Here is a 24,240-nt window from a genome sequence, read left to right on the forward strand (position 1 = left end):
CTACATGGTTTTTCAGAGGTATTCATATAACTGAAAGTATGTCGCGAAGAGAATGAATTACTAGATCTGGTTTATATTTCCATGTTTTTACGTCACAACAGTCACGATTTATCAATATAAACGATATTCCTGCATTACGTGCTGTTATACAATCTATTTCGGCATCACCAATATAGACTGTACATTCCCGTTGTATACCAGTCTTTTCCATGGCATATATCAATACATCGGGGTGAGGTTTACCTCTAACACCCTTATGCACACCAGATAGTATTTTGAAGTATTTTATAATGCCGAAGTATTTTGTCATCTCAATAATTCTTTCAATAATACTAGATGATGCTATCCCAAGTACTACATCTTTACGTTTCGACAACGCTTCAAGAACAGGTATAACATCACTAAATAATTTTGCTTCTTTTCTCCAAAGCTGCTCCATAATGCTTTTTCGTAGTCTGACAAATCTGTCTATAGTTTCTTCATCATAGTTGTCTAGAAGAGAACCCTTTACAACATCCATTAGAGGATAGCCGATAAGTTCTCTAACTCTTTTTGGATCGATTTTTATGCCCATCTTTTGTGCGGCTAATACAAAACTTTTTACGATAACATCTTTTGTATCGACAAGTGTACCATCTAGATCAAATAGGAGCAGTTTTGTATTATCACAAAGTATCATAGTACTTAGACGTTCCTCCGTTTCCATTCCTCAACAATGTCGTATCCATATCTTTCCTTAAACATTCTTCTCCCCTTTTCTGTCATTCTCTCAGGAGTCCATGGGGGGTCATACACTATTTCTACATCAACATTAATCCCGAGGGTTTTCTCTAATTTTTCTTTGATCATTAGTGGCAGTACGTTTGCAAGAGGACAGAATGGAGTTGTCAGCGCCATTTTTATTTTGATATTTTTCTTGTCCTCAAACAGTATATCGTATATCATGCCTAGGTTCCAGACATCAATTCCTATTTCCGGATCAATTATTGTTTCGAGAACTTCTATGATTTTCTTCCTTAATTCTTCATTGTCCATTGATTTCACCATTATAACATCTAATCTTTTACATGAATGTAATGACTAATAATGTTTTTCATTTTCATACATATCTTCTATAATTAATATCATGATGAATAGTATGTTTGAATTGTTGTATGTGTCTAAGAGTTATTAAAAAATGAATTTGTTAATATGTCTAAAGAAAAGAAGGATTCTAGACTGGTTGTGGATCCATCATTAGTTTTAGTAACTTCGTTGCTTCTTCGTCGGAGATGTCGATACAGTAGTGTACTTTAATGAATTCTTTTCTGAATTCAGCAACCTTCTTACCGACTTCTTTCGGGTCTTTCTTGTCTATGACTACTTCTCTGAAGAATCTAGCTATTTCTTTCATATCGCTTTCCTTCATACCCCATCTAGTTACTTCTTGTGTTCCTATTCTGATACCACTTGGGTCTTTGATGTCTTCAGGTCTATCGTATGGTAGCATGTTCTTGTTAACTATTATATTGGCTTCTTCAAGTAGTTTTGCTACTTTTGCTCCTCTACCAAATTCTTTGACGTCAGCTACTATTGTGTGGCTTGTTGTGAATCCTTTATCTTCGGCTAATACCTTAAATCCTTCTTCTACTAGTGCTTGTGCTAGTGCTTTGGCATTCCTAACTATTTGTCTAGCATACTCTTCACCGTACTTCATCATCTCATAGGCCGTAATAGCTAGTGCTGGTAGCCTATGTAGATGGTGGTTTGAGACGAATCTTGGGAATACTACTTTTGCTATGATCTTGTAGTCTTCTTCATTAGATGTAGCAATGAGGCCTCCCTGTGGACCAGGGAATGTCTTGTGTGTGGATGAGGTTAATACATCGGCTCCAAGTTTTAATGGGTTCTCCCATACTTTGCCGACAATAAGTCCTAGCACATGGGCCACGTCGTGTATCAATTTTGCTCCTACGGCATGCGCTGCCTCTGCCAGCTCTTTTGTTGGGTGAGGGAACAAGTATACGCTCGCGCCAAGTGTTACAATCTTTGGCTTAACTTCTTCTATCATCTTGACGGCTTTATCAACATCTATATTGAATTCTTCTAGACTAAACGGGAGCTCTATCTGTTCAATACCTAGAGCACCTAGGGTACCGTACCTAGTATGACTTACATGAGCACCGGCTTGTACAGGTGCAACACATGCTTTATCTCCTGGTTTTGCAAACGAGTAGAATGCGGTTGCGTTAGCTATGGTTCCACTAATAGGTCTTAAATCAACATAGGGTGTGTCAAGGAGTTTACTCATGAGCTCCATTGCTTTTACTTCCATTTGATCAACATAAATAAGTCCCTGATAGTATCTTTTAAACGGTTTACCTTCCGCATAACGATGCATCATATCGGTCAAATAGAATATCGTGGCAAGAGGGCTCATTTTATTCTCGCTTGCAATAAGATTTATTGTCTGACGTTCACGCCAGTAATTGTGTTTAAGAACTATGTCGAGTATTTCAGCTAAGTCAGAGGGGAGTTTTTGAAGAATCTCAGACAAAGTCTCACCTCTCAAGAACTAAAATATGTGAAATAGATGATAAAAACTTATTTCATAAAACCTTTTTTACTGTATTTTATTTAGAACTAAAGATCTTTTTGAGCTTCTTAAGAAAGCCTTCCTTCTTTTCAGTGACCTGTTGTTCCCCGAATAAGAATTGTCTCTGGATAGCGGCTACGGGCATTCGTGAATATTCTTCGGCCTTCTTAACAAGAACAGATAATTCTTCATCGGTAGCATAATTAAGCGGCATGCCTTCTCTATTATTTTTGTTCCATCTTTCATATAATGAGTTTAGTATACTCTGCACATCAGGGTCTCCATAGAACCCTGCTTTTCTCCATTGGTCTTTGCTTTCATCGATTAAAGATATGATTCTATTTATTGCTTCTTGGCGATCAAACTTCATGCCGGATTTACTCCTCTATAGTCTCTTCAAACTTTAATCTAGCGAACTCACCTTGTTTAATCTTACTGAGAGCCCAGCCGAATCTATCCATGAGCACCAGTATAGCTGCCTGTGGCGGTATTACTCCCCTCTCTGTTATTATTGCGTCAATGTACTCGGGAGGAGTTACATCAAATGAGGGATTGAGTACTTCTATGTTTGGATGCTTCTTTATCCACTCTTCACTAACTATTTCTGTTGGCGGTCTGAACTCTATTGGCACAAGCTCGCCTATTACGGTTGCTGGAGAGAATTTGTACGTCTCTGCCGCGACAAACACTCTTACACGTGCTTCATGAGCTGCCAAGGCTACTTGACTTGTACCAATCTTGTTTACTACCGCTCCATTACTAGCTATAGTGTCAGCCCCTACAACTACTTGATCTACTTCATGCATTATGTAGCGGACGGCACTATCAGGTATCTGAGTGGCTGGCACACCTGCTTCAAGTAGATGACGCATAGTTATTCTTCCTTGATAGAATGGCCTTGTCTCAGTACTATAGACCTTCCTTATTTTGCCCATTTTGTATGCTGTAACTATTACTGATACCGAGGCAGTACTATGGCAATGAGTTAAAACTACTGCATCATCCTTTATTCTGCGAGCACCTATTTCGCCAATCTTCTTTACAGCCTCTAGGCTTTCTTGTATGAATCTATCAGCAGTATTAACTACAGTTTCAATAAGCTCCTTGACGCTCCCGCGAGCAGTCATTAATCTGTACATAACGTAAAGAACAGCATTGGGAAGACTAACAGCTGTTGGTCTCGTCGAGATTATTAAGTCGGCTATTCGTGCCATGTATTTCCGGAAGCTCTGTTCATTCATAGGGCCCTTGTACTCTAGTGCTGCAATTTTTAATGCCTCCGCTGCTGCTCGAGCTATTCTCCCAGCTCCACGTATTCTCATAGTCTTTATTCCTTCGGCTATCTCGAGAACCTTAGGCGGAACCTCCATTTCAGACACCTTGGTAAATCTGTTTTACTTTTTCTACAACCTCTTCTATACTAGGCAAGCTAGGAGGCCAGGAACCATATACTTCCTTTAATACAACAGGTAAGGCTTGTGGAGCGAAAAGCCCTTGCTCTGTAGCAATTCCATCTATATAGTTTGGTGGTGTTACATCAAATAATGGTGCTCGTGCATTATAGTTTTCGGGCATTGAAGCAAATACATCAGGGCTCATGAGTCTTCTCCAGTCTCCTTCGGGAAGTTTTACTAGCTCTCCAAATAATGTTTCAATACTAAACTTCGTTGTTGGTGCAATATAGAATACTCTTACCCGTGCCTCATAGGCAATCAAGCTTATGAGGCTTGAACCGACTTTGCTTATAACAGCACCATTTATTGCCACTGCTTCCGAACCCATTAACACTTTGTCAACATCCTTCATGAAGTATCTTGCACCAGAGTCTACAATCAATTTTACCTTATGTCCTAGCTCAGCAATTTTTTCAGCCGTAATAAGACCCTCCATCCCGGGTCTAGACTCTGTAACATAAACTGTTAATCGTTTACCCTCATTTGCAGCGTATTCAAAAGCTTTTAATACACATATACTCCTGCTATTAGTCATGACTACTTCTCCGTCAAGAAGTCTTCGTGAAGCTATTAATGCGGCTTCATTACATTCTTCAACAACTTTTCTTCTCCAGAGCTCAATGGATTTAAAGAGGTTTTCTCTAGTCTTATCATACATTATATTGTCCTCATAGCCTTCAGCAATAATCAATCCAAGATCTCTTAATATGTTATGGGCTTGTGCAGAAGTAGGTCTTTCAAGCATTGTTTTCTCGACAATGTCTATGAAAGCTCTTGCTAATGACTTATAGTCTGTTGTTTTCTCAAAAGAAGCCCTTATTTCATCGAGAAGCTTTAAGGAGTATTCAGTTGCTGTAAAACCTATATTAAAACCATGTTTCTTAAGTTCTTCAATAAAATCCATTTAGGACCACCGCTTGTTAATTTATACTATTGTCAAAAGAGGTGTATAAGAAGTATTTGCTCAACTCTTTTCTAAAACTAGTGATAAAGCTTTCTCAGCAGCTTCAGAAGGCTTTATGACAACATGTTTTTCTTGTAAACGAGGCTCCCAATCAAGCACAAGTACAGGGTTCTTAAGAAGGCTTATTACTGGTGCTGTCTCATATGCCAGTAAACCAGGTACCGTACCATAGACTGCAAGAGCTCTCCTATAATCATCTCCTTTATACAACAATATCTTACCGGGAGCAACAACAAATACATAATCGGCCTTTATAGCAGAGGGTATAGGCAATGCAACGTTATTGAAACTCTCTATAACAAGAACATCTGATTCCTTCTCAAGTCTTTCCTGGATTAGTGCTAAGCCATTAATAATAGTTGGCGACTCAAGTAGTTTGAGAAATATTTGCGAAGTAGTTTTCATAACGTTCTTTATCTTATTCTTGAGAATTTCAAGGTCAGTTCTTAGGGACTTTATTGTTTTAACATAATTGTCCTCGATCACATAATGTGTTGTAGTATAAACCTCACCATATGGAAGCGTTATACGGGCCAGCACGGCCTGTTTTTCTAGAAGACTACTATCATCAATATATCTCCTGTAGTCGTTCTCATAAAGTGATGGATCAGGAGGAGCTAAGAGTATATCAATAGGGGATAGTATCTCTATCATGTTGGTTAAACCAGAAACCCTTGCTAGTTTATAGGCGTCCTCACCAACTAGTGTACCAAGTTCAATACTATACTTCAATGTATTGTATTGATACCATGCATTATGTCCGCCAACAGGCTTGAAAGGTATTGCTTTAACTCCGTACTCCTTTAATAACTCGATCAACTCCATAACCCATGTTGTCTTGCCAGCGTCATACCTTAGCAAACCTATAACCAGTATAATCATTAACTATCACCGTCTCATATCCCTCTTCACGATAGGATATTGTATATTACCTCAATTATATCATGTAGAGAAACCCCAAAGTTAATTTTTAATTTAGTAACCTACATTACTATTCCTACTTAGATTGATTCACTGGGTGTAGCCCATGAATAGAGTAGCTGTGTATGCACTAGTAATAGCTTTGCTATTAACGACGTTCGTCTCTCCAGTACTTTCATCGGATGAAGTAGAACATGCCTATAAACGAATAGCAGTAATAATAGTTCCTGGGCTTTCTTACAACGATGTCATAAAGTATTACAGTAATTCATCAATTATAGACTTGAACAAATCATCAATACTAGAAGTAGAGCCATTCCCGCCATACACTAGTTTATACTATGAACTATCAATAGTCAACGGTATATCATGGGATCTAAAGCAAGGAATACCTCTAGCCAATAAAACCCTTTTGGTTCCCGGTGAGAACAAAACCTATGAGCCATGGGTTATAGTTAATCAAAGCATAGTAGACTATGCTTGGGGGCAATGGAAGACTGTTTTCATAGGTATTCATGGCATAGATGTTAAACGTATAAACAATACAGTTAATTTCGACTACAATATAACGTACAAGCAAATACCACCAGCACTGTTTACATTAAAGATAAACTCAAGTACAAAGTGGGACTTAATTAATGGAACAATATATCTCTTTGCAGAGAACAATACATTAAAGCTTAAGATAGATAATGAGACAAGCGATATTAAAGACAATGTATCATCGATAATAACGCTAAATATAACTAATTCCAAGTACTTAGAACCAGGATTATATGACATAAAGTTCTATGTCTTCAAAATAAATAATGAGACCTACAAATTAGTTACACTAGGAACTATAAGGAGAGATCAAGTATTCTCAGCAAATACTATAGGCTTCGACAAACCCATAACACCTCATATACCAGCAGGATTAATGAATGATTTGACGAAAGAGGAGTTCTTATTCCTAGCAAGGGAACTAACAAAATTCTATAAAGATATAGTCAGTCATGTTTTCACGGAGACAGGGTTAACACAAACGGTGCTAATCAATTACCCGTTAATAGAAGAAGCGGAAAGGATACTAGTCAGCAGTAACGATGGGGAGTTCAATAATAATCTTACATCGATAATTTACAAAGGCCTTGAAGATCTAGTAGAAACTATATACAACCACTTAGGAAAAGATGAAACCTTAGTAGTACTATTCTCTCCGTACACCTATACCAAGGCAAACGACACGCTAATAGATATTGAGGCTTCTTCAATAATAACTCCAGGTATAGTGAAATATAATGATACACTAGTGGATGCGTTATTGAATAATAATATAGAGTTCTCAATAAAAACGATTAATGGTGAGAAAATAATTCTGATAGATAGTGATAAAGTGTCGTTTAATAAAATAGTCTATGGCAATGGTGTATTGGTTCTAGTAAACATTGACAAGAAATCCATTGTTGAAACAATTGACTCCAATACAGTACTTGGATACATTATGAGTTTATCAAATGTCCTAGGATACGGCGGAGTCTCCCTCTTAGAAAAATATCATAGTTTGAGTGTTGAATACAATAAACTCAAAACAGATTATGATATCTTGAATGCGACTGCAGAGGACCTAAAAAGACAAATCAATGACTTAAACAAAGAGCTTGGTGATGTACGAGCCGACTATGAAAATCTAACTAGCAAACTAGCTGAATTAGAGAAGGAACTGGAAGCAGAAAAGCAGAAAACGAGTTCTCTAACTACGTTCCTGACAGCAGGTATGGCCAGCATTGTAGTAATAGCAGTTATTTATGGTTTAATAGTGAGAAGTATAGCGAAAGGTGGTAGATCAAAATAAAGTTATGATTTCCAATAATTTATTTCACAAAAACAGTTTTTATGAAAACTCTCTTAAAACATTAACAAGACCTGTTGAATAAGCCATCCATAAGAAGAAGATCAGTATTGATATGAATATTCCAAATCCATTGTAAAACTTATTGTCAGACTTTATCCTTCCTAATCTAAGCCTTGCTGATGATATGGGCCATAGAATAAATACTCCCCTTGGAGTAAATGAGTCAAAGAACACGTGGGCAAGAGCACCGAGAAGAAATGACAGTGCCATGTACTTACTGTATAGAGGTATGTACTTTGGCTCTAAAGTACCCCAATTTACGAATAAACTATAGGCGCCAACGTATATTATTACCGTAGCTGTAGCTATGGCGAAGATGTTGTGAAGACTCTTTCTATGCCTAAATTTTAAGTCTATGTCTGGAAAGTATCCTCCAATCCAACCAAATATTAGACTTGGAAAGAAGACTAGAGCATTATTCCATGCCAAGAGCACACCTAGAGATGCGCCCATTAGGGCATGAACGCTTCTCCTCATTTCTTGATACACCTTATCAATACGATATATCTCCAGGAGACTTAATAATGTTGTGGAAACCATGAAAGAAAAATTAAAAACATTTTTTATAAACTAGTTACTATGAAACCTAGGACTACGTGGATGAAGAAATACCCCGGAAGCGACCGAAGGCGTGACGAAGTGGTCCTCTGCTGACACACTTTACGAGTTTTGTACCTTAATTGCCAGTTTGTATACTTACTATAAAAATCATGGTACTATGGAAGTACTGTAAGTGGTCCCCGTTACGATAATCTTTCTTATGTTCTTGTTCGTGTAGAAACTTAGTTTTGACGCAATTCCATCAAGGAAACCTGTTAATTGCTCTGTAGGAGCGTCTGTTACAAGTATCAACATAATTTCCTTCTCTGTCTCAACAATTATAAGCGGGTAATTATCTATTCTTGTTAAGACCATGGGGTTCTTGCCATGTTTTTTCTTGAGTTCATTAATGATGCTATTAGTGATCACGCCTAGAAGCATTTCTTTAGATAAACTTATTACGCCGCTTTGTTTTTCAAGTTTTTCAGCAATAATGGAATTAGCTTCTTTAATCATGTATAGTATTCTTGATGAAGACTCGTCTATGTAATTCTTTAGCTCGGTACGAATGTTCTCTAGTTCCTTCTTTAGGCTCCTAGTACTATCGTTGATGTTCTTAATGATTTCATGTCTCGACGCTTCTATTCTATTAATTGCTTCTTTTTGTTCCTGTGATAGTGTATCGAGTCTTCTTGTAACGTTATCAGACATACTTGATAGTTCATTACGTAATTCCTCGGATATGTATGATACTCTTGTTATGATATCGTGTGTTTTCATTATTATTGGTGACAAATCCTGTATTGTCTTGGTGTTATCTTTTATCTCCTCTAGGTATTGTACAATTGATGCTAAGGCCATGTTTATGTCGTTTATTTTCCTGTTTAGGTCATTGATGCGTGCCATCAAGTTTTTATCTTTAGAGCCTGTCATTAGACTACACCTCTAGATAATTCTTTTAGATCATGGATTGTCATGCCCTTGAAAAGAGGCTTAGAGTAATCAGGTGCTTTATAGTCTCTATATACAATGTATCGAGTTATTATGGCTGCGGCAAGACTTGCTTTAGGCTCGCTTATGTTCTTTAGTATGTTTCTTAGGTAAGGAGCAAACCTCATGTTCAATAGAGTTTTCCAGCCGCCTGCAGCTAGGGCAAACATTAAACTATCTATATTCTTGTTTTTAATGAGATACTCTATTGCACCATAATTGTAGATAGGTTTTCCGGAAAGTAATGTATACATTACCATTAAATCTCCTATTAACGGATCCTTTGGTAATAGAGGCTCGCTATAGGGGTTTAAAAGCAGTTTTCTTATCTGCGAGTAGATCATGCTTGGATTCATTATTACTCTATCTCTCTTTAGCGGAATTATTGCTTGAGGGGCTTCTATTGACTCAATAATTTCAATTAATTTATCATAGTCACGTTCACTACACGCCATTGTGTAACGACATAGAGTGAGTGCCCAAGCAAGCTCCATGAATATAATGAAGTCTTTTTGCGAACTCACGTATCTAGACACGCTTTCGTTAATGACCTTCTTAATATAGTCTACGTTTCCATTGGGAGTCATTGATTCGATAATGTATTTTGCTAAGAGACTATAGAAATCAATCGGGTAAGATATTCTTCGTCTATGAATACTATCAATTGCTTCTTTTGCGATACTGTATAGTATTCTTGACGCCTCATAAGGTGTTCCGCAATCAAGAGGATTATCGGATATTGGTAACAATACCTCGGCCCAGCCGTTGGGTAATATTGTGTGCGGATATTGTCTTATACATTCATAATCGTAAGACCTTGGTGGATAGAATATGTCAACAAATACCTGGGGCTCAATAGCAACATTGATTTCCTCTTTAATTACATCGCTAGAACCGGGTATTGATGCCGTTAGTTCAACGACTCTATTTTCTTGAAGACTATATGGTATGTCAATTACGAGTCTTAATCTTGTCTGGTACTTACCTTCTAGCGTGATCCCTGTAAGCTCGTTTGACTGTAGTGTGCCAGTGTTATAGAATGGTTTGATATCTCTCGATCTTGCGGAGAGTTTTATTCCAGAAACCTGTTTATGTGATATATTGGATAATTTAACATCTATAGTCTTAACATTGTATTCTTCATTAAAGACTATCTTAACCGGGGGATACGGGTTTTTCACGTTAATTTGTTTTTCACTAACTATTATACGAAGCGGGTAATCTGCGGTAAACTCTTTCTCGATTACAACTTCTCTACCGCTATATTGTTTGTCTCCTACTATGTGTACTGGCGTATATGTTAGACTTACGACAGCTCTATCTTTTCTAGGAATAATCACGGTAAATGTTTCAGAACTACTTGTTCCTAGACCTGGTTCCATGAACAAGGAGCCTTTTACTATACGTTCTTGTTTGTTTCCACTTATGAACAATATGTTATCAATGGCTTTTAGTTCGTAAATAATCTTTGGCGCGATATGGGTTTGATTGATAAAACTTATTTTCAGTGTCAGTGGTATGCCTGTGAACACGTCTTCGGCAATGGTTATTTCAGCTGATACTAGAGGCTCTATTATCTCATTAATCGTATCTATAGAATCTTCATAGGCTTCATCGCGGACAAATATTGTTGCTTTACCAGGTTTCTCGGCTGTACAGGGGATTTCGTAGATGCTTCTACCAGGATCTAATAATAATTCCCTGCTATGTAGCCTGATATTGTCAGAAGAATCTATTTCTACTTTAAGTTGTTTATCGAAATTATTTACTACTTCAAGTAAAAGTCTTGCATTTTCTCCGATAACAACTTTCTCTCCGCCTAAAGGAGATATTATTTTGGCCGAGAGGAGCTTGAAACGAGGTATAACTTCTACTTTCAGTTCGAACTTATCTTCGTAAAGCACGACGTTCCTATTCAGTACTCTCACGGTTATAGGGATCGTGAATACACCGGTTTCTAAGCCAGCAATCTTTATGCTTATTGGGGTAGTCTTATTGGCATCAAGATCTCTAGATTCAATATCTACATCTACTTGTGGAGGAGCTAGGGCGTTTATTTCTGGTTTGAGTATTATACTTGTAGGATTAGTTATTAGTAATCCTGTGGAAGCTTCTTCGCCATGAATAATTTTTAATTCTTTATCAATTAATTCTATTTTTATTTCTGGTCTCGTTAATGGTGGGAGTTTTGTTAATTCTATGCTGTATGTTATTGGCTCGAAAGACTCTATTTGTTCTTCAACAACGACTTCACCTTTTTCATCACTAAGTACATCAAGCTCTGTAGTTACAACAACTTCTCCTTCGGGATCTATTGTTGTTTGTACTGTTGATTCAGAGCCATAGGCTTTAATGTATAGTTTAATATTTACAGGTGACATGAAATCTTCATTTATTATCTTAAAGAATAATTTTACCCGTGAACCAGGGATAAGTAATCCTTCAGCCCAATGATCAACTATTTTTGTCCGTGGCGGTTTAACTACTTTAACAGGGATGGTGATTTTTTCTTCATAACCAGTTACTTCATCAATGGCGTGGACGATAATATTGTCTCCTTCCTCAGTAAATTTTAGAAGAAGCTTATCGTATACAGGTTTATGCGCATCAACAATGTAGTCTTTAACGATGGGCTCACCAGGGTACTTTACGACTAATCTAATCTTATTGTTAAGGTAAGGCTTTATTGCAATACGTAGATCAACTTGATCGCCAATGAAAAACGCCTTTTGCTCATAGCCTTCTTTAATCCTGAGACCGGCTTCTAAAGTATATGGTGGGACTATGGATAATTCTAGTATTTCGCTCAAAAGCTTGTTTTCTTTTTCTTCCTTTTGGAGTTTATAGCTAACTTCTATGGGGATGCTTTCTTTCTTAGCTATTGTCTCGGGGCTGTAGAATATCGTCATTTCTATGGAGAATGTATCTTCAGCTTTTCCCTTCTTTACAGTAATAGGTAGGATTATTTCAAGTTGTTCTGGTGTCGATGTTCTGCTCACGTTTCCTGGTAGTATCTTTCCTTTATCATCGTACTTAGGCTCCGATAATCTATAATCTATGATTCCATGTAGCGGATTACCAAGTTTTAGAATTATATCGAAATTATCTATACATTTTCCAAACATTTTCGTACAGACGTATTTGAATGAAATACTTACCCTAGCTACTTCAACGGCACCAGCACCATAAACTACATGATCAACAAGCTTTTCTATATTTACGTTAAACGTCAAAGGCTGCGACATGTTCATCATCTTGAACACTATATCTTACTTTGTAAATAAACTTGTCCCTAGAACATATTAACTATATCCTGTTCTTGCCTAAATTACATGAATTCTTGAACCTAAGTATCTAAGAAGACTTCCAGTACCATGGGACGTATAGTCTTTTAGGTGGTTCTTTTTTCTCCCTACCAAATCTCTCAATGGGCTTCATTAAATGTTTAAAACTCCTAGGTGGAGGCTGGTAAAATCCTGGTGTAACATCTCTTGGAAGAGGAATAGCTATTTTCTTGGCATTAGGATCCTTATACCCGCATTTCTTACATCTATACCCTTTACCTCTACCCATTGACTCCATGCGTGCACTACATCTAGGACATCGTGGAGCTACATACTTGTACCTAGGAGCGAGCTTAATGATACGTATTTTTTCGAGGTTAAGAGTTGGGCCATGATTAGAGCTAGGTGGTCTTATAATGCCGTATACTTCAACAATATCGCCCGGTATTAGTTTTTCAACAATATTTCTGAATCCACCCGTAGGCTCATAAGCAGCTACATCGAGTTCTCTAGTGTTATCCGTTATTTTGAAGACGACATGTCCACCACGTATCCTTCTTGGCTGGCTATATACTGTGGCAATAATTCTTATTCCTGTGTAAATATATGCCTCGTTTAAACTAGTTATTTGCCTTAAATGCATGTCTGTAGCTTGATTAGTCCTGTATATAATCCACATGTCGATGGGTTCGAGTACATGTATCATTCGAAGAGCCTCTACTAAATACTCGGGTTCTTCGCCTCGTATACCGAACAATACAGGATCCGGTCCATGAGGTGTTATGAGGGGCTTGTCCACTTCATGATCATAATTAAGAAAAGTCTTACCCTTCAAGGCTAAATCCATGTTCTTTACACTCAATGGATCTACGAGTCTTGGTTTTCCCCAATACTCTGGCTTCCTGTAGGCTATTAGTTCATAAGTATAATCGCTATCTCTAAGCGTTACTCCTATGGATGCATATGCCCCAACAAGACCCCTATATCCTCGTATCCTCGTGTCTTTATGAAGATTAGTTATCTTGTCGATGACTCTTAGTAGAAGATCTTTTGGAATAATATCCTGGACTGCTTTGTGCCCCAGCCATTCAAGTGTTTTATCAGGATACCCTACGACCATAGCGAGAGCTGGATGACTTTCTGGATGCATGAATTCTCTGACATAGTTTTCTACTTCAACAACAGCTTCTTCGTATAGATCGAAAGCTTTTTCTTCGTCTGGCACTCTTACTCTAACAACAAGTCCTCCATTACCTCTTGTCTTCCATGGGACACCGGGGGCTAGTCTTATCAAGTTTGGATAATCTATAAACTCGACCCAAGGTTTTTTAGACCATTTTATGATGAGTTCAGAAACAAAATGTGTTGTACAACCACCTTGAGGGCTATCTATGTCGTCGAACCCTATGTTAACTACTACTCCCTGTTTATTCGTCAAGTTTTATTTTGCCCTCCATTATACACTTAGCGCCAGCAACAACTAATGGTAGCGTGATAGTAGCATCACCATATACTACAGCTCTACGTCCTCCAGCCTTTAGCTTACCCCATGATATCGCCTCTCTTGGTTGTGCACCACTTAAACTTCCATCGTATTCAACAGCGGTTGTAAGGTATACCACGTAGTCAAGTCCGTCTCTGAATTGCGACCACCATATGGTATGGTGCTTGCTTATCCCACCACCTATTATGAGTCCGCCGAGCTTCTTTGCCTCGAAAACCTTGTCGGCTAATAGCTTTTCGTCCCCTATGACATCTAATTTTAAGCCAGTAAACTGGCTTTGTATAACTATTTGTGTACCAAAAGCTCCATCCGTTATACCTGGCACTATTACTGGTATATTCTTTTCAGCCGCAGCTCTAAGTATTGAGAACGGGTCCTGGATCTTCTCTCCAACTCTACGTAGGATCTCATGTGGACTCCATTCTTTCTTCTCGTTTGCTAGTTCCCTCAATAACTCTCGAGTGAAGTCTTCTATTGCAATGCCATAGTTTTCAAATGGTATGAATATATTTCCTAGTCTATGTATTTCGAGAGTTCTCAACAGAGCGTCATCAGCATAGAATGTGCCTTTATAGTATTTGCGTCCAGTACCACGGGCTATGTCGTGGTCTATGGTGCCACATGTTGTTATGATTATATGGGGGAATCCTTCACGGATAAGTTGTGTCAACACCCCTCTTAGACCAGTGGCAACAATATTTGCCGTGAATGCTAGGAAGCGAGTTGTATTGTCATCACTCCACATTTCGGCAAGTATTTTAGCTGCTTCAATTATATGCCCTGCCATAAATCCATGGGCTTGATTAAAGTACTCTATAAGATCGCATATACAAGTATTTGTATGTATCATGTAATCCTTGATAGGCTTCTTGAGGAGTTCTTTACGTATATCGCCAAGCATGATATCTTCGTCAACCGGCATGATTATCACGGGCTTCTTGTTTGTTTTCATAATACCTTAGGGTTAGTTATTTATTAAAATATTGTTTGGGAGATAGTAAATCTGGATAATTATGTGTGGTGTACTTAGCGGTATGGAAGCTGGTACTGTGAGGATGATTATTGAGGAGGTTTTGAAGAGGAACAAGGTTACCATAGATGATTTATCTAAGACTCTTCACATATCGAAGGAAGTTGTTTCACTAGCGTTAAGGCTTATTCCGGGTATTTCATTAAAGAATGGCAGTGTTGTTGTGGAGAATAAGTTAGTACTCGTTATTGAGGGTATTAAGCGGGGTTTGCCTGTAAAGAGGCTTTCGCGTTATGTTGACTGGAGAGACTTCGAGAAATTGTCTGCAGAGATCCTCTCTAGCCATGGTTATAGTGTTTATACAAATGTGTTAATGACCAAGCCTATTAGGCTTGAAATAGATGTTGTTGGCGTCGATATTGGCTCTGGTAGAGCTATTGTTGTTGATTGTAAACACTGGATCCATGGTTTATCTCCGTCAATGCTCTATGATGTCGGAAGAAAACATATCGAGAGAACAGTGAAGTTTCTAAAGTACATTGACTGGATTACAAGAAAATATCCTCTCCTAAAGAAAGTAAAATACGCCGTACCGGTCATAGTTACTTTAACCACGCCTAAAATAAGAACAGTAGATCGACGTGTTGTGATAGTCAATATAGGCGAGTTCAATAACTTTCTTCAAGACATACATCTTGTTCTCGATGAATTAGGTATAGAAACTATAGCAAGAGAAAACACTGGGACACTGGAATCTCTTCTCTAAATCAATGAATCTATATTCTTGTAAAGCACTATAAACGCGTGTATGGAGTGATACAAGCTTACACCGGCCATCAAGGCTATACCTGCCAATACAAGATATGCTATCACAGGACTGACTCCTAATGCCTCGGTTATCTCCTGGATTTCGCTTGGAGAAGTACAGGCGTAGGCCACATAGTATAAAGCTATGGAGTCTATGAAGACGATGAGTGGAAGAAGTATTGAAGCTATTACTGCTCCTAGTTTTCTCCTAGCTCTAAACGCATGTATCGATATAAGCATTGGGAAGAGTAGGAAACCTATTAGAATTCCTGCTCCCTGGAAGAATAATGGCGTCAATATTATTGCCAGTACAAATGCGAGAATGTACTTCTTATAGGCTCTTCTTACAATAGTTATCTTACCCGAGAAATCATAATAGGCTGCGGAAGCATATGAGCGGAGTAAGCTTATTCTGTGTGCAAGTTCGCTAGGTCTTTGAACAAGTTTTGTTATTTCTCTTAAAATACTACGTGATGCCTTAAGCAGTTTCTCTGCTAGAAGAACGTTACTGTACTTCATTTCCTTCAAGGACATGTCTATGTATTTGAGAGCTTCTTCTAGGTTCTTTTTTGTTTTAAAAGAAATTTTAGGAGGTAAAAGACCTTGTTTAGAAAAATAATCTATTTTTTCCATGATTTTCTGGATACTGTTCTTCGTATCTAGTAGTAGTTCATTGGGGTTTTTGCTCACTCTTTCTTCCTCTTGGAAACTTTTAGCCATTTTATACCAACAAACGCCAGCAGTAGAAATACTATTCCCCAGCCGATTGCAAGGAACACGAGTGCTTCGAAGGCCATGGCTTATCACCCTAAGATAGGTACCTCTTCTTTAGTGACAGGTATGATATTACGATTCCTACTAGGAACATTAGTACTAGCATGCCCGCTGCTATCCATCCGAAGATGTTGTCTGGTCTAGCTGCGCCCACTATTTCTCCCTTTAGGAATGATGTGTATATGAACCATCCTAGTAGTATGACTAGATATATCGGAGCGAGTACTCCTGCCACGTACTTCCAGTAACCTTTCGGCACGGTTATGTATGCTCCTTTGTGTAGTTCTTCGTAGCTCTTATCAACACCCCATAGCCACAGGACGGCTGCTACCTCGAATAATGCTACGACAAGCAATAGTAGTGATCCTGCGTAGAAGTCTGCTAGGTCAAGGTAGTCTGTTGAGGCGTTATTTAGCCAGCCTTCTATGTTTACGAATACTCCTGTTAGGAATACTAGACCAAATGCTATCCATGCACCCTTACTTCTTGCAATACCAAAGTCTTCTTCGAATATTGATGTGACAACATTTACTAATGCTATAGCGCTAGTCACGCCAGCGAACCATAGTAGTGAGAACCATAGGAATCCGGCAATGTTTCCTACGAATCCTAGTCTACCGAATAGTGGTGGTAGAGCGCTTACTGATAACACGAAGCCTGACATTCCAGCCTCTACTTTAGCCATTAAGTCGGGTCCTCCGAACGCGTATGCTAGTGGTATAGCTATACTGGCACCCATGACTACCTCGGCAAACTCGTTGAGTGAAGTGGTTGTTAGTGCACTTAATGGTATGTCGTCTTCTCTTCTTAGATAGCTTGCATAGTTAGGTATTATTCCAGCGATACCGATACTTAATGTGAAGAATATTTGTCCAGCGCCTTCAATGAATGAAGCGGGGTCTGTCAGCTTATCTAGTTTGGGTGTCCATAGCCACTCGAATCCTTTTAGGCTAGTCCACTCGGGTTTCACTGGTGCACCGAGGGTTAGTGACATTACTACTAGTACTACTCCTTCTAAGAACAGTATTGGCATCATGATTTTTGCTGCTACTTCAATTCCACGTCTTATACCTCTTGCAACAATTAGTGTTATTATTAGTAGGGATATAATCCATGCTGGTAGGTTGTATTGTAGTGTTGCTAGGAAGTTAACGAGGAACCCTATAGCTGCGTCGGCATCAGTTAGTGCTGCAAAGTCTCCTTTCAGAGATGATACTGCATAGAAGCCCATCCATCCTATTATGTTTGTGTAGTAACCTGTGATCATTACACCTGTGACAAAGGCTATAGCACCACCGAGTATAGCAAAAGCAGCTGCTTTACCTGTTGAGAGCCTGTGACGTGCGGCTAGGAATAGCATTGGGGTTAAGTGTCCGTGTCCATGTGCACCTCCATAACGTCCTAGAGTCCATTCTACAAACATTATTGGTATACCTAGTATGACGAGAGCCAGGAAGTATGGTATGAGGTATGCTCCTCCACCGTATGCGGCTGCTTTTGCGGGGAATCTGATGAAGTTTCCTAGTCCTATAGCGTTTCCAGCCATTGCGAGTATGAGACCTATTTTTGTGGCCCAGTGTTCTCTTTTAACTTCTCCCACGTTAATCCCCCCGCTTACAATTACTTAGTTATGACTAACCTATAATGCAACAGTTTTTAAATTTAATCCTGTGAATTCCAATCACAGCGCCATTAGTGATTGTTATTTACTTTAAATGATAAAAGTTTTAATATACCATTATGGTGATGTATTATGCTACACACTTTACAGCTTACTAATGACAGAGTTTGAATTGAACGCTAGTGGAAATAGTGGTGTATTTTATGATTTATTAATACAGTGTATTGAGGGTTTTTGTCTTTTATTTATTTGGGGAAAAAGGATTATTATTTAGGTGTTAAACTAGAAATAACTATGTCGCAGTACTGGTGAGGTGCAGGGTCTTGATTGCAAGAGTTGTTTATCCTGAGGCAAAAAGTATAAAGAGTATAGTTGATTCTCTTGCCAAGCTAGTTGATGAAGTTGCAATAACGATAAACAATGATGGTTTATTCCTTAAGGCGCTTGATCCAGCTAGAGTAGCTTTAATTGAAGTCATGTTGCCTGCGACTAGTTTCCTTGAATACGAGGTTAACGAGGAAACCACTCTCGGTATAAGTATGGCCAACTTATCTAAACTCTTGACGAGGCTTAAGAAAGGCGATAGGTTTGAGTTATTTGCTGAAGAAGACTATGTTGGAGTTACTATTCATGCTGCGATAAAGAGGACTTATAGGTTTAAGAATCTAGAGGTTCAAGTACCAGAGATACCAGAGGCTTCACTGGAATTTACTGTTGAGGCGCAAGTTCTGGCTGATGCTATAAAGCATGCTATCAAGGATGCTGAAGCTGTGGGAGATACTCTTGAGTTTGAAGCGAAAGACGACCAAGCACTATACATGAGGGGTGTAGGAGGGACTATGGCCGAGACTAAGCTTACACGTGATATGCCTGCATTAATAGATCTTGTAGTAAAGGAGCCGGCTAAATCAGCTTATAGTATAGAATACCTTAAGAATGTTGTAGCGTTAACAAAGATTGCTGAAGCAACCATAGTAAAATTCTCGAATGATGCGCCAATATATCTCGAGTTTGCATTAGCGGGAGAAGGTAGAGTGAAATTCTTACTAGCACCCAAAGCGTAAAAGTATTTTCATGTGGTTGTAAATAAAATGAGTAGTTTCACGGCGTATGTTCTTGAACGTATTTTTCGTTTACAAAACGAGTTTGAGCTACTTGGTTTTGAAGTAGCCATACTCAATGATATGACAACAATATTTTATGGAGTCCCTAGGACAATTAATGAGATAAGAATCCTTGTATCAGATGGGGATACAAACCTACTGGCAGACGCGTTATCAAATGTCCTTTCTCTTCATACATACAGAGAAAGAATAAAAGAATCATTAGATACACAAGGATCTGTAGCAGTCAACCCAGTAACCTTACCAGTAACATATATTGTTATCGCCAAAAACGAATACTTAACTAGAATTCTTTCTGCAAAGAGAAAAATCAGTGTCCGCGGATACGTGTTTACTATTCCTTCAATAGAGGCATATGTAAGTTATCTAATTAAACTAAATCAGTATCCATATACAGTAGACGGGATCACACTGTTACTTCTATGGAGTAACAAAATCGATAAGGAGAAGCTTATCCAATATAGTATTGATCGAAATACAATATGTAAAATTGTTGAAGACATAAAGAATAGGGCATCAGTTTTCTATGAGATCGAGGAAATAATCAATAAAGTTTTGGAGATTTTCTGTAAAGGAGAATACGGAAGTAAGTAACTAGAACTAAATAAGATCTAATGGATAGAATATATAAACCGGGTTCTCCAGAGTATTCTTTACCGAGACAATAATGCGGTATGGTGATAGAGTATGGGCGAACTATTTGAGAAACTCAAGCCATTGAGCGTGGGACAAGAGGAGATAAAGAAAGCGTTTGCAAACAAGAACTATGAGATTATAGGGTTGTTTGGCCCCACTGGTACTGGTAAGAGTCTCTTCAGTGTAATCTATGGTATTGATGCCATACTTTCTGGAGAATACAAGAGGTTCATTATATCAAGACCTGTAGTCGATGTTGTTACAGGGAAAGAACTCACGGCAGTTGAATTAGGGGAAATGTACTATGACATAGCAATACATTATTTAAGAGATATATTAGAGGGGTTTATTGAATGGAGTAAAATCGAGGAGCTCATTAAGGCTGGCAAGATAGTATTTGCTGATACACACTATCTACGTGGAAGGACCTTTGACGACTCAGTGATATTCCTCGATGATGCGCAGAGTATTCCTCCCGAGAGCAGTATAGAGATAATGATGAGAATTGGTAGGAATAGTAGGTTCATAATAGCAGGTGACCCGGTGTTCCAGAAAACGACATGGATGGAGAGAGATGGAGCTACCGTTGTCAGGGAAGTTCTTCTTGGCGAAGAGAACGCCAAAGTAATAGATCTTGGTTTAAAGGATATTGTCAGGCCTGGCGCGAAAAGAGGTATTAGATTACTCATAGAGACAAGAATGAGAAACCGTAAACTCAATGATGTAGAGAAAAACGTGCTGGATGTAGCTAGAGTACATGCCCCAGACGCCGATATTATTACTGTCGTGGAGTTCATTGACGAGAAGAAAACATTCAATATAGAGAGCGAGAATGTGCCGGATGCAATAATTATAGTCAAAGAAGGCAGTCTAGGAAGACTAATAGGTAAAGGAGGAGAGAGAATTGAAGCAATGGAAGCTGATACAAACTTGAAGCTACGTGGCGTAGAGTTATCACTAGACTTCAAGCCCTTGATAAGAGCAATGCACCCAGTAAGCTGGATTCACAGACATATCGTCGATATAGATTTCGCTGGACCGGAACTAGCAGTAAAAGTAGAGACTGATGCATTTGGAGCATTTGTTGGACAGAAAGGATTCCATGTAAAGTTCGTTGATGCGGTTATGAAGAAACTCATGGGTGTTGGTGTACGAGCTATAGAAGTCGAGACAGCAAGACCTAAGCGCAGAAAACGATGATCACTCTATAAGCAAGTCTAGTACAACCTGGTATTTTCTAGGACCAACCATTCTGACTTTTCTCGCAAACAATACTCTCCCACTAACATTTATTTCGTCGAGCCTTTTTAACACAAGATCCTTTGCTTTCTCAATATATGATTCGCCAGGCAAGGTCTTAACATGGACGTAAACGTGTATGAAACCCTTCCTACCGCGGAGAGCTTTGATAGCATATGGAAGATAATCTATAGCTAGTTCGGGCAATGGCATTAACACTCTATCTGAGGTATCGACAAGCTTTTCATCAATAACTTTTGCGGCATCGCCAAGCAATGGTATAACTATGTCTTCTACTTTATTCAACTTAATATTCTCAACCATGTATTTGTAGGCGATGGGGTTTATGTCGATACTATAGACTCTCGCTGGTCTTGAATATTTCGCTATAATTATTGAAAACAGACCTGCACCAGCAAACATGTTTGTTACTACTTCGCCTGGCTTGACAAGTTTAGCTATTCTCTTATGTTCATAATTTAGTCTTGGGGAGATATAGACCTTAGTTATATCTGTTTTAAAAAGACAACCATGCTCCTTGTATATGGTTTCACTTCTTTTCTCGCCAGCTAAATGAACATACTCGCGGAGTCTATACTCGCCTTTGACGCCAGGTAGTCCCGCCCAAACACTCTTCACATAAGGTATTTTCTCCAGAATAGCTTTGGCTAAAGGCTTTAATTCCTCGGGTGTTACATTGAATGATACTCTTATTACCGCTATGTCTCCTATTATTTCTATTCTCTTCCATATCTTGTTCGCGAATTCCTCTCCATAGACCTCTTCCGCTATTCTTCTCAGCAATGGTTTTTGTCTGGCCATAATGATCATCCTAGACGGTTTCCTGTTTTGAGGGACAGTATTCAGCTAGGAGGCATTTGGTGCAGGAAGGATTTCTTGACTTGCATATTCTGCGTCCATGAGTAATTAGTAGCAGGTGTGTTTCAAGGTAATCTCTGCTATCAAGGAACTTCATCCAAAAACTTCTAGCCTGCTCGTAATCGTTTTTATTAATGAAGCCAAGCCTCCTAGTGATCCTCATAATATGTGTATCCACGGGGAAAGTTGGTTTACCAAAATACATTAACAAAACTACATCAGCAGTTTTTCTGCCAACTCCCGGGATCTCCATTAGTATTCTTCTAGCATCCTCTACTGGCACTTTATTCAGTTTATCAATTAGTTTTGTTACAAAGTTTTTATCTGAGAAGAGCTTCGCGATCTCAATGATCCTTTTCGCTCTCTCTTTATGCATGCCAGCAGGTCTTATTGCTTCAGCTATCTCGTTTATGTTTAGTGAAAGAATTCTCTCGGGACTGATACTGTTGCCCGTAACTTCTCTTAGCCGCTCAAAAGCCTTGATGGCGTTTTTATCGCTTGTATTCTGGCTCAATAAAACAGCTATAATGAACTCAAAGAGGCTTCTTCCTTTAACGTAATTCACAATAAAGCTAGATGGATCAACGTATTTGCTGTGCATTTTCCTGAGCAAGTTTATTAGAGTCTTGGAGTCAATAGCAGGGTTCTTATCGTTTTTTGTCACGGGTATATTCTCCCTCTAAATCGCGGGAATGGTATTGCATCCCTGATATGGTCTAGTCCAGCTATCCACATTACAACACGTTCTATGCCAAGTCCAAAGCCACTATGTGGAACACTGCCATACCTTCTTAAGTCTAGGTACCACTTGTAATCATCGGGGTTTAGATCATTCTCCTTGATTCGTGTAAGTAACTTATCATAGTCATCTTCTCTCTCGCTACCACCAATAATCTCGCCATAACCCTCTGGGGCTAGTAGATCAAAGCCTCTTACCACTTCGGGCCTACTTGGCTCCAGCTTCATGTAGAACGACTTGATTTCCTTGGGGAAGTGGGTGATGAAGAATGGTGTCTCAAATTCTGTTGTCAGGATCCTTTCCTCATCTGCTCCAAGATCGTCGCCCCACTTTATCTTTACTCCTTTCTTCTGTAGAATTTCTATGGCTTCATCATATGTTATTCTAGGATATGGTGTCTCAAGGGCTTTCTCTAGTTTTTTGATGTCCCTTCCTAGGAATTTTAGTTCATTCTCGTTCTCTTCGAGAACACGGCCAACAATATACGATACTAGTTCTTCACACACTTTCATCATATCTTCCATGTCATACCATGCAGCTTCGGCTTCGAGATGCCAGTACTCTGCTAGATGACGACGTGTTCTGCTTTTTTCTGCTCTAAAGCTAGGTGTTAAACTCCATACTTTTTCTAGACTATAAATGAGTACTTCTAGGTAAAGCTGTGCACTTTGACTAAGATACGCCTTTTTATCAAAATACTTCACTTCGAAGAGAGTTGCTCCGCCCTCACAAGCTGATGCTGTTAGTATTGGTGGCGTAACTTCCCACCAGCCATCTTGTATAAAGTATTCTCGCCCGGCTCTGAGGACGGTATGTTTAATCTTCATTATTGCTGTTAGTTTCCTACTTCTTATCCATAAGTGCCTATTGTCTAGAAGATACTCTATTCCCTCACCGCCTTTAATTGGGAAATCCCTTGACCAGCCATAGACTTTCAAGTAATCGACTGTTAGTTCATAGCCGCCAGGTGCTCTAGGCTCTTTCCTAACAACACCAGCAACCTCAATGCTAGCCTCAAGATCTAGTTTTTCAGCGGTCTCATGCACTTCTTTTGGAGTATTTTCTTTATCAACAACACATTGGAGAATCCCAGTGCTATCCCTAAGTACAATAAATATCTTTGTCCCCACAACTCTATGTCTGTAAACCCATCCTCGTAATAGTACTCGTTCGCCCGTAAACAGCCCTTTCAGAACATCCTCTACATAGACACGTTCTAGAGATTCCCTTGACAAAACTTTCACCAGCCATTCTACTCTTTTCTAAAGCATAACAATAAATCTGGTGTCATAAATGTTTCCCGGTAGTAAATCATTAGGGAGAAG

The 24,240-nt window shown here is 38.8% G+C and carries 22 protein-coding genes; 5 read left to right on the forward strand and 17 right to left on the reverse strand.

Annotation, left to right across the window (positions count from 1 at the left end):
• Positions 1-22: 22 nt before the first annotated feature.
• From J4526_05070 to J4526_05100, 7 genes are all read right to left on the reverse strand, one after another.
• Entirely contained in the window at positions 23-706 is a 684-nt protein-coding gene (locus J4526_05070; protein ID WFO76205.1) for an HAD family hydrolase, read from the reverse strand.
• A complete protein-coding gene (locus tag J4526_05075) occupies positions 685-1,035 on the reverse strand; it encodes a DUF59 domain-containing protein (protein WFO76206.1) in 351 nt (116 codons plus the stop codon). Before J4526_05075 ends, J4526_05070 begins: the two co-directional genes overlap by 22 nt.
• Before the next feature lie 178 nt (positions 1,036-1,213).
• Complete coding sequence (locus J4526_05080) at positions 1,214-2,551, reverse strand: serine hydroxymethyltransferase (GenBank protein ID WFO76207.1); 1,338 nt, start codon at positions 2,549-2,551, stop codon at positions 1,214-1,216.
• Positions 2,552-2,612: 61 nt separating this feature from the next.
• Positions 2,613-2,945 (reverse strand): hypothetical protein, encoded by a 333-nt coding sequence (locus J4526_05085; protein ID WFO76208.1) that lies wholly within the window; start codon positions 2,943-2,945, stop codon positions 2,613-2,615.
• Positions 2,946-2,952: 7 nt separating this feature from the next.
• Entirely contained in the window at positions 2,953-3,945 is a 993-nt protein-coding gene (locus tag J4526_05090) for a ribose 1,5-bisphosphate isomerase (GenBank protein WFO76209.1), read from the reverse strand.
• Position 3,946: 1 nt separating this feature from the next.
• Positions 3,947-4,933 carry an initiation factor 2B gene (locus J4526_05095; protein ID WFO76210.1) on the reverse strand — a complete coding sequence of 329 codons (987 nt, stop codon included), beginning with the start codon at positions 4,931-4,933 and terminating at the stop codon, positions 3,947-3,949.
• A gap of 60 nt (positions 4,934-4,993) precedes the next feature.
• Entirely contained in the window at positions 4,994-5,875 is an 882-nt protein-coding gene (locus J4526_05100) for an ATPase (GenBank protein WFO76211.1), read from the reverse strand.
• 145 nt (positions 5,876-6,020) lie between these two features.
• On the opposite strand from J4526_05100, the gene J4526_05105 reads away from it, so the two are divergent.
• Positions 6,021-7,748 (forward strand): hypothetical protein, encoded by a 1,728-nt coding sequence (locus tag J4526_05105; GenBank protein WFO76212.1) that lies wholly within the window; start codon positions 6,021-6,023, stop codon positions 7,746-7,748.
• A gap of 39 nt (positions 7,749-7,787) precedes the next feature.
• Here J4526_05105 and J4526_05110 read toward each other — a convergent pair whose 3' ends face one another.
• The 5 genes from J4526_05110 to J4526_05130 all read right to left on the reverse strand — a co-directional run bounded on the left by J4526_05110 (position 7,788) and on the right by J4526_05130 (position 15,048).
• Positions 7,788-8,285 (reverse strand): metal-dependent hydrolase, encoded by a 498-nt coding sequence (locus J4526_05110; protein ID WFO76213.1) that lies wholly within the window; start codon positions 8,283-8,285, stop codon positions 7,788-7,790.
• Between the two features lie 231 nt (positions 8,286-8,516).
• Complete coding sequence (locus J4526_05115; GenBank protein ID WFO76214.1) at positions 8,517-9,281, reverse strand: hypothetical protein; 765 nt, start codon at positions 9,279-9,281, stop codon at positions 8,517-8,519.
• Entirely contained in the window at positions 9,281-12,583 is a 3,303-nt protein-coding gene (locus J4526_05120) for a hypothetical protein (GenBank protein ID WFO76215.1), read from the reverse strand. Before J4526_05120 ends, J4526_05115 begins: the two co-directional genes overlap by 1 nt.
• A 109-nt stretch (positions 12,584-12,692) precedes the next feature.
• Positions 12,693-14,060 carry a DUF1743 domain-containing protein gene (locus J4526_05125; protein WFO76216.1) on the reverse strand — a complete coding sequence of 456 codons (1,368 nt, stop codon included), beginning with the start codon at positions 14,058-14,060 and terminating at the stop codon, positions 12,693-12,695.
• A complete protein-coding gene (locus J4526_05130) occupies positions 14,050-15,048 on the reverse strand; it encodes a deoxyhypusine synthase (GenBank protein ID WFO76337.1) in 999 nt (332 codons plus the stop codon). The genes J4526_05125 and J4526_05130 overlap by 11 nt, the downstream gene beginning before the upstream one ends.
• Before the next feature lie 112 nt (positions 15,049-15,160).
• On the opposite strand from J4526_05130, the gene J4526_05135 reads away from it, so the two are divergent.
• Positions 15,161-15,862 carry a restriction endonuclease gene (locus J4526_05135; GenBank protein ID WFO76217.1) on the forward strand — a complete coding sequence of 234 codons (702 nt, stop codon included), beginning with the start codon at positions 15,161-15,163 and terminating at the stop codon, positions 15,860-15,862.
• Here J4526_05135 and J4526_05140 read toward each other — a convergent pair.
• A complete protein-coding gene (locus J4526_05140; protein WFO76218.1) occupies positions 15,859-16,593 on the reverse strand; it encodes a hypothetical protein in 735 nt (244 codons plus the stop codon). The genes J4526_05135 and J4526_05140 overlap by 4 nt on opposite strands.
• Before the next feature lie 118 nt (positions 16,594-16,711).
• Positions 16,712-18,277, reverse strand: coding sequence for a sodium-dependent transporter (locus J4526_05145; protein WFO76219.1), 1,566 nt, complete (start codon positions 18,275-18,277; stop codon positions 16,712-16,714).
• 347 nt (positions 18,278-18,624) lie between these two features.
• Here J4526_05145 and J4526_05150 point away from each other — a divergent pair, with 347 nt between their 5' ends.
• The 3 genes from J4526_05150 (at position 18,625) to J4526_05160 (ending at position 21,258) form a co-directional block, all read left to right on the forward strand.
• Positions 18,625-19,362 (forward strand): DNA polymerase sliding clamp, encoded by a 738-nt coding sequence (locus J4526_05150; GenBank protein WFO76338.1) that lies wholly within the window; start codon positions 18,625-18,627, stop codon positions 19,360-19,362.
• Between the two features lie 27 nt (positions 19,363-19,389).
• Positions 19,390-20,016, forward strand: a complete 627-nt coding sequence (locus J4526_05155; protein WFO76220.1) for a hypothetical protein — start codon at positions 19,390-19,392, stop codon at positions 20,014-20,016.
• Positions 20,017-20,109: 93 nt separating this feature from the next.
• Positions 20,110-21,258, forward strand: a complete 1,149-nt coding sequence (locus tag J4526_05160) for a PhoH family protein (GenBank protein ID WFO76221.1) — start codon at positions 20,110-20,112, stop codon at positions 21,256-21,258.
• On the opposite strand, the gene J4526_05165 is transcribed toward J4526_05160, so the two are convergent.
• The 3 genes from J4526_05165 to asnS are packed head-to-tail and all read right to left on the reverse strand — an operon-like array spanning position 21,259 to position 24,150.
• Positions 21,259-22,119 (reverse strand): class I SAM-dependent methyltransferase family protein, encoded by an 861-nt coding sequence (locus J4526_05165; protein ID WFO76222.1) that lies wholly within the window; start codon positions 22,117-22,119, stop codon positions 21,259-21,261. It abuts the gene before it with no gap.
• A 10-nt stretch (positions 22,120-22,129) separates the two neighbouring features.
• Positions 22,130-22,777 (reverse strand): endonuclease III, encoded by a 648-nt coding sequence (locus J4526_05170; GenBank protein WFO76339.1) that lies wholly within the window; start codon positions 22,775-22,777, stop codon positions 22,130-22,132.
• 59 nt (positions 22,778-22,836) lie between these two features.
• Positions 22,837-24,150, reverse strand: coding sequence for an asparagine--tRNA ligase (gene asnS / locus J4526_05175; GenBank protein ID WFO76223.1), 1,314 nt, complete (start codon positions 24,148-24,150; stop codon positions 22,837-22,839).
• Positions 24,151-24,240: the final 90 nt, after the last annotated feature.

It is taken from the genome of Desulfurococcaceae archaeon MEX13E-LK6-19 (assembly GCA_029637525.1).
Lineage (GTDB): Archaea > Thermoproteota > Thermoprotei_A > Sulfolobales > Desulfurococcaceae > MEX13ELK6-19.